Origin of the sequence: Novosphingobium album (ex Liu et al. 2023), from assembly GCF_029076845.1 — a bacterium.
In the GTDB taxonomy this organism is placed as follows: domain Bacteria; phylum Pseudomonadota; class Alphaproteobacteria; order Sphingomonadales; family Sphingomonadaceae; genus Novosphingobium.
Genome location: NZ_JARESE010000062.1, coordinates 1 through 14127 on the forward strand (window position 1 = coordinate 1; position 14127 = coordinate 14127).

Here is a 14127-nt window from a genome sequence, read left to right on the forward strand (position 1 = left end):
CGGCGCGGCCACCTATCGGCCATCAAAATTGACGCCGACCGGACTCCGTAATCGTCGCGCTACAATGATCCGTCGTTGAGCCAGAGCCGTGAGCGCTTCGGCTGCTTCTGTGGCACCATGAGCCTCTCGCGCCGCCAGATGCGCTCGACCCGCTTGCGGTTCACGTGCCTCCCTGCGTCGCGCAGCAAGGCCGTCACCCGGCGATAGCCGTAGCGGCCATATTGCCGGGCCAGAGCGATGATGTCCTCGGTCAAGGCCGCCTCGTCGTCCGCCCAGCGTGGCGCCTTGCGCTGTGTCGATCGATGCTGCCCGAGCACACGGCACACCCGCCGCTCGGAAACAGCCATCATCCCTCGGATATGATCGATGCAGCGCCGACGCCGTGCGGGGCTCAATAGTTTCCCCGCGCGGCCTCCTGCAGGATCAGCTTGTCGAGCGTCGGATCCGACACCGCCTGCCGCAGCCGGGCATTCTCTCGCTCCAAATCCTTCATCCGCCGCGCCTGATCCATCTTCAGGCCGCCGTACTCCTTGCGCCAGCGGTAGTAGCTCTGCTCGGTAACGCCGATCTGGCGGCAGGCGTCGGCCACCATTCCGCCCTGCGCCAACACGATCTCCGCCTTACGCAGCTTGCCGATGATCTCCTCGGGTTTGTGCTTGCGAGCTTTTCCATTCCTCTTCCGTGGTCCAGACTATGATAGTCGATGAGCCACCCAGAAGGGGGCAGATCACTTGTCTGGCAGCGAGCGGCGGAGAGATCACATGGCGGACTATATCGGTACGGACGGCAACGATTCGTACTATGGGACCAAGTTGAGCGAACGCATCGAGGGCCTTGGCGGTGACGATTACCTGCTCGGCAACGGCGGTGACGACGAGATTCTCGGCGGCAACGGGGACGACAACCTGCATGGCGGTGAGGGCAATGACACCATCGACGGAGGAGAAGGCGATGACGGGCTGCAGGGGGACGAGGGTGCCGACACCTTGCGCGGAGGGCCCGGAAACGACAACCTGTATGGCGAGTCTGGAACTGACACGATCTATGGCGAGGGCGGCAACGACACGATCCGTGGCAGCTTCGGGGACCTGCTCTACGGAGGCGAAGGAGACGACACCTTCGACTGGAGCCACGACGCACTGATCGATGGTGGGGCGGGAAACGATCACGTACGCTTCTATTATGTGATCGCCGGCATTGATCTGACGGCCTACCTTTCGGATCCAGGTGTCGAGACCCAGGTGTTGGGAACCCGAATTATCGGGATCGAAAGCATGTCGTTCTCCGCAGGCTCGGGCAACGACCGACTTACCGGCGGAAGCGGAGACGATGAACTAACCGGCAACGCCGGCGATGACGTCCTCATTGGCGGCGCGGGAAATGATGCCCTCTCCGGCGGAGAGGGCGTCGATCACCTGAGCGGCGGCGCGGGTGACGATCGACTGCTAAGCTACGGCGACGTCGGCGTTTTCGCCGACGTGAGTGACGGCGGCGAGGGCTTCGACATGCTCGAGTTCAACGCAGCAAACTCAAGCGTGGAAATTACGATCGATCTACTCGCAACCAGCGGCATGGTGACCAACGTCGAACAACTATGGTTCCTGTCCTTCGGCTCGGGGAGCAACCACGTATCCGGCGGTTCTGCCGCGGACTTATTCTCGGGCGGTAGCGGCGCAGACTTCTTCGATGGACGCGAGGGCGATGATGACATTCGCGCCAATGGCGGCGACGATGTTGTGCATGGCGGTGGCGGCAGGGATTTCATCGAAGGCGGCAACGGCGCGAACCGTCTCTATGGCGGTGAAGGCAACGACATCGTGCGAGGTGGCGGGGTCGAAGCCAATCTGGTCGATGGCGAGGCCGGCGATGATGAGGTCGAAGGCGGCGCAGGCGCCGACACAATCTACGGCGGAACCGGCGACGACTGGCTTCGTGGAAACGAGGGCAATGATACGATCGACGGCGGCACCGGGACCGACACCGCAGTCTACAATGGCAACCGCGATCAATATTCCGTGACCAGCGTGTCCGGCGGATTTCGCATAACCGACAACCGGGACGGCTGGAATGATGGCGAAGACATCGTTTCAGGAGTCGAGTTGTTCCTGTTCGCAGACGGCGAGTTGAGCGCTAAAGACGTGCTCGCCCCCATCCTCCCGAGCGATCAATGGAGGCTGTATACCCAAAGCGGCTTTTCCGGTGAAATCGGTGGGCACGGTCAGGTCTTCGGCACCAACGCCTCCCAGGATATCGCGGTGTTGAACCGGCCCGGATCGATCACCTTCGACGGCTCGTTCAACCGGGGAGGCGATCTCGTCAGGTTCGAAGGCGATGCGAGCAACTGGAAGATCAGCCTGTCCGGTTCGAGCGCCGTGTTCAGCGACGCCGACACCTTCGTGGTGATCCCCGTCGGCATTGCAGGAATGGCCATCGAATTTGCCGATGGCATTCGGTCGCTGCAATACAATCCCGCCTCCGCAACCGTGATGTTCGGCGGCCAGTCCGTCAGCAGTTCTCCAGAAGCAATTTCGGTCGCCGCAGATGGCACGGCTGTAGCCCCGGATCTCGACCCGAACGCCAGATCAAATCTGGTTCTCTCTCAAGGCGGCGAAGTTGTTGCCGGCGGAAACCTCAACATCTTTGGCACGAGCGGCAATGAGAATGTCGAATTGACGAAGGGCGACGTGACGCTGGACGGGTCGTTCAACCGGGGCGGCAATGGTCTCACGGTAGCAGGTGCGCCAGCTGCCTTCCTCGGCCGGATCGAAGGATCCAGCGTGTAGTTGGTCAGTGTGGCGCTGAACGTCAGCGTGCCGTTCGGCACCGCAGGGATGCCGATAGCGTTTGATGGTTCCACCAGAATACTTCGCTACGATCCGCAGGCGGGTGAGGTTCTGCTTGGCCTACAGGAAATGACTTCAGTCGAAACTCCGCTGACATTTGCGTAGCGTGTGAAGATGGCGACTTTGCCTTCCCACAGACGGCCTTGCAAGGACGCGTTGGTAACCACCACGGCCATCCGAAAGTGATCCCGTCGATAGTGAGCGGCACCTCCCCCCGGATACCGCAAGCACCAGCGTGTCAAGCGCTACGCGCCCGATCTGCGCATCATAATACAAGGTCCGTTGATCACCGGCGAAATCGATCGCCACCCCCCGGCGCCGATCGACACGGTCAGTCCCGTCCGGTCATCTGACAGGGAAACGGTCGAACCCACGATCCTCGAGCCAATGGCTCCCGCTCCCTCGTCGAGCGTTATGCTGTTTGAACGAAGGGTCGAAGGCGACCTTACCGCCGGTGATATGGACGTGTCCGCAACGAAGCGGGGATGGCGACGGCGGACGTGTGCCGCCGCCTGGGCTAGGCGACGAGCGTCTTTGACCCTTGCATCCATGTCGATCCTCCTTTCCGGGCGCAAGCCGCGGTGCTCGCGAACGCGGCAAGAGCGGGCGCCGCAAGCACCGCGCGGCACGAAAAGCTGTCGGAACCGCTCACGATGGCCGCGGCGGAGCCTCGACCCCGGAGAACGCTTGTACGGCGGGCGGCAGCCGATCGCCCTTGACGGTGATCGCCGCGACCGCCGCGTTCAGCTCCCGTGCCTCGGCCGGGGTAAAGCGGATCGCCATCGCGCCGGTATTCTCGACCATGTGCGCCATCTGGGTGGTCCCCGGGATGGGAACGATCCAGGGCTTCTGCGCGAGCAGCCAGGCAAGCGCGATCTGCGCCGGCGTTGCCTGCCTGGCGCTGGCCCAGCGCTTCAGCAACGTCACCAGTGCCAAGTTGGCCGTGACGTTCTCGCGCGAGAAGCGGGTCTCCCTGCCGCGGATGTCGCCGGGCGCATAAGCTGTCTGCGCATCGATCGCGCCTGTGAGAAAGCCCACCCCGAGCGGGCTCCACGGTACGAACCCGATGCCGAGCTGCTCGCACAACGGCAGCACCTCGGCCTCAGGGCCGCGCCACAGCATCGAATATTCATTCTGGACTGCGGCCACCGGCAGTTCGGCATGGGCGCGGCGCAGCGTGCCGAGTCCCATCTCGCACAAGCCCCAGTGGAGCACTTTGCCCTCGGCCTTCAGATCCTTGATCGCGCCGGCGACGTCCTCGATCGGCACCGCCGGATCGACGCGGTGCTGATAGACCATGTCGAGGTGGTCGGTCCGCAGTCGCTTCAGCGATCCCTCGACCGCCGCCTTGATATGCTCCGGGCGGCTGTTGAGCGGATCGCTGGAGACCCGCTTGCCGTCCGGTGCAATGTTCCACCCGAACTTCGAAGTGATGACGATCTTGTTTCGGAACGGCTGCGCGGCCTCGCCCAGGATGCGCTCGTCCTCGAACGGCCCGTAAGCTTCCGCGGTGTCGAACAGGGTGACGCCCCGGTCATATGCGGCGCGGATGATGCGGATCATCTCGGCTCGATCGGGGATGGTCGTCTGATAGGTCCTATGCATGTTCTGGACGCCAAGCCCGATGCTGGAGACCTCGAGCGATCCGAGCTTCCGGCGAGAGCCGGCCTGCCTGGCGGTGGGCGGTGCTGCGCTGACGGCACCTGCCGCGAGCGAAGCGGCCGCCAGCCCCGCACCTGCGACGCCGAGCAGACCGCGCCGGCTCACCTGTCCCGATCCTGCTTTCTCCATCGCGTTCGCCTCCTTGGTGGGGTTGGTGTCCATGGCCATGATCCGCGGGTCTAGAGCTTGCGCGTGCCGAGCCACTTCACCATCGCGGGATCGCGATGGTCAAAGAAGCTGCTGGCTTTCTGGTCGAGCGTGGCGATCGCGGCGACGTCGTCCTGATCCAGCTCGAAATCGAAGATGGCGAAGTTCTCCGCCATGCGCTGCTTGCGCACCGACTTGGGGATGGCGACGATGCCGCGCTGGTTCAGCCAGCGCAGCACCACCTGCGCGATGCTCTTGCCGTGCTTGGTGCCGATGCCGGCGAGCAACTCGTTTGAGAACAGCCCGTTCTTGCCCTCGGCGAACGGCCCCCATGCTTCGGCCTGGACGTTGTACTCGTCTAGAATCGCCTTCGCATCATCCTGCTGGTGGAAAGGGTGAATCTCGATCTGGTTCACTGCCGGTGTAACCTCGTTGTGCAGCACGAAGTCCACCAGCCGGTCGGGGTAGAAGTTGCTGACGCCGATCGCGCGGATGCGGCCTGCGCGGTGCAGTTCCTCCATCGCGCGCCAAGCGCCGTACACGTCCCTATAGGGCTGGTGAATCAGCCAGAGGTCCAGGTAATCGAGCTGCAGCTTGTTGAGCGAACGCTCGAAGGCCGCTTTCGCGCCCTCGTAGCTGGCGTCCTCGATCCACAGCTTGGTCGTGACGAACAGCGCCTTGCGATCAATCCCATGGTTCTTGATGGCGTGGCCGACAGCTTCCTCGTTTCCATAGGAGGTGGCCGTGTCGAGCAGCCGATAGCCGACGTCGATCGCGTCGCGCACGCTGCGCTCGCACTCGGCGGGGTCGGGCACCTGGAAAACGCCGAAGCCGAGGCACGGCATCTCGACGCCGTTGTTCAGCCTCACGGTGGGGACATCGCTCGTCATGGTCAGTCTTTCTCATGGCCTGCAAGACGCTGGCGGTCTGCCGCCTGATCTCAGTCGTTGTTCGGGAAATCGGTGGCTTCGCTCGTGGCCTGCGCTGCGTCGATCTCCGCGAGCTGCGCGTTCAGGCCCTTGCGCACGATCGTAACCGCGTCGCTGCCGAGCAGCAGCCGGCTCGGCAGCCTGGGTCTTGCGACGGTTTCGACGATCAGTTTTGCCGCGCGCGTGGGATCGCCCGGCTGGGTCCCGTCGGTACGATCGTTTTCCTTGCGACGTGGTCCGACCGTGTCGGCATAGTCATCGATCGCGGTCCTGACACCCTTCAGCGAGCGACCGGCGAAGTCGGTGCGGAACGCGCCCGGCTCGATCACCATCACGCGAAGCCCCAGCGGCTCGACCTCCATCTTGAGGGTCAGCGTGATGCCTTCCTGCGCCATCTTGGCCGCGGAGTAATAGCCCGATCCGGGATTGAAGAACTGTGCCGCGATCGAGGAGAAGTTGACGATCGTGCCCTGCCGCCGCGCGCGCATCGCCGGTAGCACCGCCTTCATCAGCGCGACCGGGCCGAAGACGTGGGTGGCGAACAGCTCGGCGACGTCATGCTCGTCACCTTCCTCGATCGCCGCGCGGTAGCCGTAGCCGGCATTGTTGACGAGCACGTCGATGTCGCCGAACCGTGCCGTCGCCTGTGCAACGGCGTCGCCGATCGACGGCTTGTCATTCAGATCGAGCGCAACGGCGAGTGCCTGGCCGGGAAAGGCTTCCTCGAATTCCTTCACCTTGCCGGCATCGCGGGCGGTGACGACGGCGTTGAAACCGGCTTCGAGGACGGCGGTCGCCAGAGCGTGGCCGAGGCCGGATGAGCATCCGGTGATGAACCAAGTGGCCATCGAGAACTCCTGCTGTATGACTTCGTGCGCCCCCGCGTTCAAATCGGAGATAGGACTTCCCGCCGCCATCGATTAGCGCCTATAATCGACATGCCGCAATAAGGTGGGCTAATCAATGCGGATCAAGAACTTCAACGTGCTGGCAGCCTTCGTGGTCGTCGCCAAGGAACTCAGCTTCACTCGCGCCGCAGCCAAGCTCGGCGTCTCGCAATCGGCGCTCAGCCAGACGATCCGTGGCCTTGAAGAACAGCTTGGACTTCGGCTGCTCACGCGCACGACACGCAGCGTCGCGCCGACCGAGGCGGGACGCCGGCTCCTGGACACGCTGGCCCCCCGCTTCGAGGAGATCGAACAGGAACTTGGCGAACTGAGCCTGCTGCGCGACAAGCCCGCCGGCGTGATCCGCATCAATGCCGGCGAGCATCCCGCCGTGTTCGTGCTGCAGCCGGCGTTGCGCGGCCTGCTTCTCGACAATCCCGATATCAAGGTGGAGATCATCGTCGACTATGGGCTCACCGATATCGTCGCGCAGGGCTACGACGCCGGCGTGCGCCTCGGCGAACAGGTCGCCAAGGATATGATCGCGGTGCGGATCGGACCGGACATGCGCATGGCAGTGGTCGGCTCCCCCGATTATTTCGCTCGTTATCCCATACCGCTCACGCCCCAGGAACTCACCGCGCACAACTGCATCGGCATTCGGCTCCCGACCTATGGCGGCATCTTCCCCTGGGATCTCGACAAGGACGGCCATGAGGTGAACGTCCGCATCGAGGGACAGTTGGTCTTCAACAATATCAGCCTGCGGCTCAATTCGGCTCTCGACGGGCTGGGGCTCGCCTACCTGCCCGAGGATCAGGTTCTCTCTCATGTCGCCGAAGGCCGCCTGGTGCGCGTGCTGGAGGACTGGTGCGGCCCGTTTCCGGGCTATCATCTCTATTATCCGAGCCGTCGCCATGCCTCGCCGGCCTTCTCGCTGCTCGTGGAAACGCTGCGCTATCGGGGCTGATCGCCCACCGCCTGCGCGTATTGGGCGTCGCTCACCTTCTCCATCAAAGCGCCAGGTCCCGCCATCGCGAATGGCAGCCAAACCCTTCTCGCGCGAGTGGTCGAGCCGTTTCACAAGCACGACTTCGCGATCGAGGAACCATCCCATCTCGCGGGGCCAGCGCCGGTCCTCACTGCCGAGCGGCTGGTGGGAAGGTTGCAGCGCTTCAGCTCATCAGCGCAATGATGTCGTCGAGATCTGCAAAGGCAAAGGCAACCGAGCTGTCGGCCAGCCCGTAAGGCAGGAAGATCGTGTTGTTCACGCGCAGGGCCCCGCAGGTGTACACCACATTGGGGACATAGCCCTCGCGCTCATGATCGGCCGCGGCCAGCAAGGGTTCGGCAGTGCGGGCGAGCACCTTGGCGGGATTGTCCTTGTCGAGCAGGGTCGCGCCGAGCGCATATTTGCGCATCGGCCCGACGCCATGGGTAAGCAGCAGCCAGCCGTCGTCGGTCTCGATGGGTGGGCCGCAATTGCCGATCTGGATGAACTCCCAAGGGAATTTCGGCTCGAGGATCAGCACTCCGCCCGCCCACACGGTGAGGTCATCGGATTCGAGCAGAAAGAGGTTCTTGCCGTCCTGCCGCCCGATCATCCGGTAACGACCGTCGACCATGCGCGGAAACAGGGCCATACCCTTGTTGAGCACGGCCGATCCCTGCATCGGCTGCAAGCAGAAGCGCTTGAAATCCCTGGTGCGCATGAGTTCGGAGCGGATCGCCGAGCCGCTATAGGCGGTGTATGTTCCGATCCATTCGGTCGATCCGTCCTCATGGACGAAAGTGGTGAGGCGCAGATCCTCCAGGCCATTGGCCTGGGCGGGTGTCACCGGGAAGATCACGGTTTCCGAAAGCGTGCTGTCGCGATCGCGCTCGACTATGACACGGGCGAAATTGTCCGGCCCCTCGGCAAGGATCGCCGAAGTGGCGAAGGGTGGCCGGCCGACCAGCTCGAGGCTGGAATCAGCCCCCACGATACCCTCGCAAAAGGCGATCGAGCTTATATGCCCTTCGCCCACCGCGCGCAGCGACAGGATGATGCGTATGGACTGGGAGTCGAGCCCGGACTGGTCGGGATGCGGCACCACTGAGGGGTTCATCAATGCGGCGGCGGCGAAGCTGTATTCGTGACAGAAATAGGCGCCGATCAACAGCTTCTTTGGGTCCGAGATGCTTCCCGCGTCGAGCCCGAGCTCGGCGAAGATCTGGGCGAAACGGCTGCGGAACACGCGCTCGATTTGCCAGTGGCGACACTTGAAATCGTTAAGCACGGCGGCGAGCCCCGCTTCGGCGGTGGTCTCGTCCATGCCCAGCACATCCTCCACCAACCGCTCGGCGCGGCTTACCGCCAGGCCCTCTGCCTGCCAGGACAGTTGGAACGGGCGGATGACCACGCGTGATGGGTCGGGATTCAGGCGCTGGGGAAGACGGCGAAAGATCGGCATGCGGCTAGAAGACGTGTGTTCCCCGATTCGGCAATTGCTGTTTTTCAGCGCCGCGCGCGCCGATGACCGCGCCATCTCAGCTCGCCGCGGCAAAGCCCCGATAGTTCTCGCCCATGAGCCTCGTCATGGCATGACGCGCGAACTGGAGCGCGAGGACGGACTCCGCACCGTGATTGAGATTGACGCCGGCCGGCGTCAGTCCGTCGAAGCACATCGTGCCATTCTCGGTGATGAGCGGTTGGCCGAGATCATTCTCGCCCTCGAACCAGGCCATGGCCCGCCGCGCCGCGCCGATCCACTTGTCGCGCGGATCAACGCGATAGGCCGACGCGCACGCCTCGATCGTGGCCGATGCCTCGAGCGGCTGCTGGTCGAAGGGTTCGGGCGAGGCGAACGGCCGACCGAAGCTTTCGCTGCCGACCGGGCGGAAATAGCCAGCCGGAGCGCGCTGCACCTCCAGCAGCCAGTCCAGCGACTCGAGCCCGAGCTCGACTGCTTCGGCATCGCCAAGGACGCGGCCGGCTTCGATCATCGCCTGCGGCAGACGGGCATTGTCATAAGCGAGGACGATTTCGAACCAGGGCCAGTCGGGCCGCCGGGTGCGATCGAGCAGTGCCTTGAGTGCATCGACAATGTCGCGCAGCATCGTTCCGCAGCGCGGATGCGTCGGCTCATGTTCGAGCACCGCCGCCATGCCGAGTGCGGCAAAGGCGCGCGCGCGCGGTGATTGCAGCTGCTCGACCAGGCTGAGCGTCTCGTTGAACAGCCCGTTCGCCCAGCGGCGCATCGCCGGCTCCGAGGACGAGGCGACCACTTCACCCAGCGTCCAGAGCGTGCGGCCGTTGGAGTCTTCCGAGCCGGTGCTCTCCAGCCAGCTGCGATCGAACCCCATGAAATTGCGGAAGCGCCTCTCTTCCGGGTTCCAGGCATGCTGCACGAATGCCGCATAGATGCGGGTCAGCCGGGCGCGCACTGCGGAGCTGGCGGTGCGGATCGCGCTGGTAAGCATCAGCGCGCGGACATTGTCGTCGAGGCAATAGCCATGGCTGCGGTCGGGGATGCCGAGCACGGTATGCTGGATGATGCCGACATCGTCGGTCAACGCGGCCATGCCGGAGATGTCCACGAAATCGGCGGCGGCAAGCGGCTGCCCCCGTACGATCGGCACGGGTTGTATCGAGAGCGCCTTGACCATTTCGTCCATCACCGCGCGCGCATTCTGCGCCCAGATGGTGGGCCGCGCCGCCTCCCAGACGCGACGGGAATGGGCGGCAAGCCAATCCGGGTCGCTGAGGTGCGCGTGAAGCGCGTCGGCGATCGCCTCCACATCGCCGAACGGGACCAGGGAGCCCACGCCGTCGGCCAGCGCTTCCTCGGCGTGGAAATAGGGCGTCGAGATGACCGGCCGGCCCATGGCCAACGCATAGGAGAGCGTGCCGGATGTCACCTGCTCGCGGCTGAGATAGGCGGTCAAGTAGATGTCGGCGGCCTGGAGATAGTCGAGCAGTTCCTCATCGTCGAGGAAGCGATCGACGAACTGGACGTGACGCTCAACGCCAAGATCGCGGGCCAGCGCCTGCAGGCTCTGGCGATAGCGCTCGCCTTGCGAGCGGATCAGGGCCGGGTGGGTCGCGCCGACGACGAGGTAGCGCAAGTCGGGATGGCGATCGACCACCCGCGGCAGCGCGCGGATCACTGTCTCGATGCCCTTGCCGGGCGAAAGCAGGCCGAAGGTGAGCGCGATGCGGCCTTCGCCCAGGCCGATCCTTGCGCGCATCCGCGCGGCATCGGATAGCGCCCGGTCCGGCGCGCCATGGGGGATGACGCAGATGCATGCGGGATCGGCGCGATAGACGTTCACCAGCAGATCGGCAGCGCGCTGCGCCATCACGATCAGCCGATCGGCGCGGCCGATCAGCGTGCGCATGATCCGATATTGATTGGGGTTGGGCTCGGCGAGCACGGTGTGCAGCGTCGCGACGACCGGCAGGCTGAGATTATTGAGGAAGGCAAGGATATGGTCGCCATCCTGTCCGCCGAAAATGCCGTATTCGTGGTGCAGCCATACGACTTGCGCGCCCGAACGCTCGATCGTCGCGGCGGCACGCACATAGGCGGTGATATCGCCCTCGTCGATTGTCAGCTTGACATAGTCGCCATATTCCACGCCATGGCCGTCATCCATCGCGTAATGGTCGACGATGAGACCCTGCACATGTTCGCGCAGGGCCTTGACGCTGTGGCTGGTGTATGTCGCCAGGCCGCACTGCCGGGGCAACGCATTGCCGATCACGGCAACGTGGGACAATGGGGAAATCTTTCGGTCTTTCATTCCATTCGAGTCCCTGTCCGAGCGCGAAGTCCCAATATGGGTCGCCTTCACGAAACCTCGGGCAGAGCGTTCGGTTCCTGACCATCAGCGATTCAGGGATGGGGCGCTCGTCGCATGGTCAGCTCGGAAACGGGAACCAAGCCCGCCCGCCCGCTTTTGCGTGGTCGGGAGGCGGAGCATGGCGGCACGCGCATATTGGCAGGGACAGATCAGCCTGTGGTGGTCCTTCACTGGCCGGCCGTCAGGCAGGAAGTAGCGCAAGCCCCTACCCCCCTTTTTTCTGCGGATTCCGGGTTCCTCGTCGGTCACCTGCATCAACCCCGCGCCCGCCGCCCTAACCTCCCTTTCCGGGCTTGGGGCTTGCGGAGGTGATGTCATTTTAGAGCCGTTGCCATTTGACGAGGCCCGTCAGGCCGGTTCATCGACGCGCGCGCCGGGGCCACCAACATTGGGCTCCCCACCAGAGTTTGGAACGCGGGACCGGGAAATGAGGTCGCCGATATAGGCGAGCTTTTCGACAATCCTGTGCGAAAGATTGAACGGATAAAGGTCGGGCAGGCCCATGGCGCGATTCATCGCGTTCAGCGCCAGCGCCAGCGGCGCCATATGGCTTGCCAGCGTAACCGCATCAGCGGTGTAGGGATCTATCCTGACGGACAATTCCGCGCGGCTTGCGCCGTCAGGCAGCGCCAATGTCATCTCGAAACCATTGCCGGTCGCCAGCACATCGACGATGTGCAGGTAATGGGCCCAGCTTTCCGCGAAATCCTCCCACGGATGGGACATGGCATAGGCACTGACGAAGGCATCGGTCCACACCGTCTGGTTCGACGCATCGTAATGGACCTTCAGCGCTTCCTTGTAATCGATGCGCTCATCACCGAACACGGTGCGAAACCTTTCCAGTTCCGCCTCATCCGGTTCAACCAGGCGTGACCAGAAATGATGGCCCACTTCATGCCGCAGATGGCCGAGCAGCGTGCGATAGGGTTCGCCCATCCGTGTTCGGATACGCTCCCGTTCCGCATCATCCGCTTCGATCAGGTTGAGGGTAATGATACCCTTGTCGTGGCCGGTAATGATCTCCGGCTGCCCGCTTTCTTCCGCGGCGGGATCGTAAAGGAAATCGAAAGCCAGCCCTTGCCGTCCGGGAGCTTCCTCCGCCTTGGTTTCCAGCGGCAGGCCCAGCTTGTTCAGGGTATGGAACAAACGCCGCTTGGCAGCTTCGATCTTGGCCCAGCGCTCCGGTACGCAAGGCTGGGTCAGGTCGGGAATAGTGCGGTTGTGCCTGCAGGCGCGGCACATATGGAGCGGAGCGCTGCTTTCGACGAGCCAGTTGCAGATCTGATATTCGTTGTTGTTTGCGCAGACCACGACTTGTCCTGGCGCGCCGTTGCCATCCCGCCATACAGTCGCCCCGTCGGCAAGGAAGCGGAATCCATCGATCGCCGGATCGTAGCCGAGAGTCGCGTGGCACCATGGGCAGACACGAACTTCGAAATGATTGAGCTGGGTACAATTCGGGCAAGGATAGGGACGCATTGTGGTTTCCGGTTGATACCCCTTAATGGACATCCAAACATCGCGGGTAGTGACTCGTTCCCGCTTTCGGGAAGTTTCAACGGCGCTTGATCAGCCGGCCAAGCTGTTGGTTAACAGCTTGGGCCCGGTCTGGGTGTTCCGCCAGATCCCGCTCCAACCGCTCGCGAATTTCGCAGATTTCCTGATCCGTCAGATGTTCGATCCCGATAAAGCTGTCACGGGCATCCGCGATCGAGCGCAGCAATTCATCGAGCTTGACCTGGACCGCGCTCGCATCCCGGTTTTGGGCATTCTGGATGACGAATACCATCAGGAACGTGACGATGGTCGTCCCGGTGTTGATTACCAGTTGCCATGTGTCAGACCATTTGAAGATCGGTCCGCTGATCCCCCAGATCAGGACTATGGCAAGGGCAACCATAAACGTGATCGGCTGACCAGTATATCTTGAAACCGCGCTCGCCACTCGCGTAAAAAACCTCTCCATGGCATTTTCCTCATGAGATCCATTCAAACGCATTCCGGCGCTCTTGCCTTGGGCTGCATTCCGGCGACGGCACCTATCGACACGCCGGAAGGAATACCCGGCCAGGCCAGCTCAACAAATCCACGTGCGTCCGGTTCTTCCGCATGAAGAGGCATCTGTTTGGGAGCTCAGACGAACAACTGTCGCATCGGTTCCCGGAGGGGTGGTCTGGGGAGATTTGCCATCTTCCACACGGCCTTCGTGGCGCAGATCGCGTCCTTCCTGCGCTTTGCGCCGGGCTTCGGGCGATTTGCCGTGCCCGTACATTTCTTCCGTCACGGCGCCGGCGGCTTCCTTGATTTCGCCTGCGATACCCATTTTCTTCTCCTCTCAAAATGGCCCATGGTAAATCAGGCAGCGAGCGCGTCGAGGCCAGGGAGCGGTTCACGCGCCCGGAAACGTAGCGGCGCCAGGGCCGCGACAAACGCCTTTGCGTCATGGGGCGTCGCAAGGACGAGGCAGCCATCGTCGGGGTCTGCAGCAAGGCCGGTCTTGGCGAGGAGCGGACCGATGCCGGGCCCCATGCCGATGAACATGCAATGCGCGAAGGCGTCGGTCAGGAAATCCTTAGCCGCCGCGTCGTAAAGCACTGACGACCCGCCATCAATCTTCTGGTGCGCGCCGAGCATGTCGTCATTGGAAAGCTCGACCCCGCTGATTTTTGGGGCGATGATCTCGACCATCGCGCCAGCTTCGTCGACTCCCCGGATGGGAGCCTTGACGATCGCGGCGTCCGCCCCGTCAGTGACAAGCGGGCCGAGCTTGCGCCCGGCAAAGCTCCACGGCCCGCTCTTGACGATACTGAG

Annotated in this window: 11 protein-coding genes and 1 pseudogene; 2 read left to right on the forward strand and 10 right to left on the reverse strand. The window is 63.2% G+C overall.

The window, feature by feature from the left end; translation table 11 throughout:
- Positions 1-65: 65 nt before the first annotated feature.
- Positions 66-640 (reverse strand): annotated as a pseudogene (locus PYV00_RS17200) (transposase); the annotation flags it as partial.
- A 121-nt stretch (positions 641-761) separates the two neighbouring features.
- Here PYV00_RS17200 and PYV00_RS17205 point away from each other — a divergent pair.
- The gene (locus PYV00_RS17205) at positions 762-2783 is read left to right on the forward strand and encodes a calcium-binding protein (protein ID WP_275229504.1); all 2022 of its coding nucleotides are present in this window, start codon (positions 762-764) and stop codon (positions 2781-2783) included.
- A 708-nt stretch (positions 2784-3491) separates the two neighbouring features.
- Here the strand turns inward: PYV00_RS17205 and PYV00_RS17210 are convergent.
- Genes PYV00_RS17210 through PYV00_RS17220 form a run of 3 tightly spaced genes read right to left on the reverse strand, consistent with a single transcriptional unit; the run spans position 3492 to position 6429 of the window.
- Positions 3492-4667 carry an aldo/keto reductase gene (locus PYV00_RS17210; protein WP_275229507.1) on the reverse strand — a complete coding sequence of 392 codons (1176 nt, stop codon included), beginning with the start codon at positions 4665-4667 and terminating at the stop codon, positions 3492-3494.
- 17 nt (positions 4668-4684) lie between these two features.
- Positions 4685-5542: an aldo/keto reductase gene (locus PYV00_RS17215; RefSeq protein ID WP_275229508.1), complete on the reverse strand. Its 858-nt coding sequence runs from the start codon at positions 5540-5542 to the stop codon at positions 4685-4687.
- A gap of 50 nt (positions 5543-5592) precedes the next feature.
- Positions 5593-6429, reverse strand: coding sequence for an oxidoreductase (locus tag PYV00_RS17220; protein ID WP_275229509.1), 837 nt, complete (start codon positions 6427-6429; stop codon positions 5593-5595).
- Positions 6430-6544: 115 nt separating this feature from the next.
- Here PYV00_RS17220 and PYV00_RS17225 point away from each other — a divergent pair, with 115 nt between their 5' ends.
- Entirely contained in the window at positions 6545-7438 is an 894-nt protein-coding gene (locus PYV00_RS17225) for a LysR family transcriptional regulator (RefSeq protein WP_275229510.1), read from the forward strand.
- 205 nt (positions 7439-7643) lie between these two features.
- Here PYV00_RS17225 and PYV00_RS17230 read toward each other — a convergent pair whose 3' ends face one another.
- The 6 genes from PYV00_RS17230 to PYV00_RS17255 all read right to left on the reverse strand — a co-directional run bounded on the left by PYV00_RS17230 (position 7644) and on the right by PYV00_RS17255 (position 14004).
- Positions 7644-8921 carry a glycoside hydrolase family 130 protein gene (locus PYV00_RS17230; RefSeq protein WP_275229511.1) on the reverse strand — a complete coding sequence of 426 codons (1278 nt, stop codon included), beginning with the start codon at positions 8919-8921 and terminating at the stop codon, positions 7644-7646.
- A gap of 76 nt (positions 8922-8997) precedes the next feature.
- The gene (locus PYV00_RS17235) at positions 8998-11229 is read right to left on the reverse strand and encodes a glycosyltransferase family 4 protein (RefSeq protein ID WP_275229512.1); all 2232 of its coding nucleotides are present in this window, start codon (positions 11227-11229) and stop codon (positions 8998-9000) included.
- A 432-nt stretch (positions 11230-11661) separates the two neighbouring features.
- On the reverse strand, positions 11662-12828 hold the full coding sequence (locus PYV00_RS17240; protein ID WP_275229513.1) for a zinc-binding metallopeptidase family protein: 1167 nt from the start codon (positions 12826-12828) through the stop codon (positions 11662-11664).
- Between the two features lie 43 nt (positions 12829-12871).
- On the reverse strand, positions 12872-13282 hold the full coding sequence (locus PYV00_RS17245) for a low affinity iron permease family protein (RefSeq protein WP_275229514.1): 411 nt from the start codon (positions 13280-13282) through the stop codon (positions 12872-12874).
- Between the two features lie 111 nt (positions 13283-13393).
- Positions 13394-13639, reverse strand: coding sequence for a hypothetical protein (locus PYV00_RS17250; RefSeq protein ID WP_275229515.1), 246 nt, complete (start codon positions 13637-13639; stop codon positions 13394-13396).
- A 32-nt stretch (positions 13640-13671) separates the two neighbouring features.
- Complete coding sequence (locus PYV00_RS17255) at positions 13672-14004, reverse strand: hypothetical protein (RefSeq protein WP_275229516.1); 333 nt, start codon at positions 14002-14004, stop codon at positions 13672-13674.
- Positions 14005-14127: the final 123 nt, after the last annotated feature.